The 555-nt window shown below is 52.6% G+C and carries 1 protein-coding gene; it reads left to right on the top strand.

Annotated features, from left to right (window positions below):
* Positions 1 to 415: substrate-binding domain-containing protein (locus AWT72_RS10265; protein ID WP_197407668.1), on the top strand; the 415-nt coding region annotated here is incomplete at its 5' end.
* Positions 416 to 555: the final 140 nt, after the last annotated feature.

The raw sequence follows: 555 nt of genomic DNA, 5'->3' as shown, positions 1-555 counted from the left end.
GAAGACAGCAGACGAGGGCGCTCAGTGTCTCGTGGGCTCGGGTTCGCCGGATATGCAGGGCGGTGGAGCGGCGATGGTAGAACTGCTGGGGCGTAATTTAGGCCTGACCGCGGTGTTTGCCTATAACGACAGTATGGCTGCCGGGGCGTTAACCACTCTCAAGGATAACGGCATTGCCGTGCCGCAGCATCTCTCGCTGATTGGTTTTGATGACATTCCCATTTCCCGTTACACCGATCCGCAGTTGACTACCGTGCGCTATCCCATTATGTCGATGGCGAAATTGGCTACCGAACTGGCGCTACAAGGGGCGGCAGGGAAACTCGATAGCGAGGCTAGCCACTGCTTTATGCCCACGCTGGTGCGGCGCCATTCGGTGACGCAAAAGCAAAGTGTGGGGCCGATCACTAACTGAATCTATTAGCTGATGTAACCGCTTTCAATCTGTGAGTAAATTCACAGTATATTAACATTCAGCTGTTTATGATGGCAGCGTTGACCAGTCCGAACCAGACTGTACGGGTGATGCTTTAAAATATCATCTTAAACAATAGG

This window comes from Oceanivirga salmonicida (assembly GCF_001517915.1).
In the GTDB taxonomy this organism is placed as follows: domain Bacteria; phylum Fusobacteriota; class Fusobacteriia; order Fusobacteriales; family Leptotrichiaceae; genus Oceanivirga; species Oceanivirga salmonicida.
The sequence above is the reverse complement of the archived record's forward strand: the minus strand, read 5'-3'. Positions and strand labels throughout refer to the sequence as shown.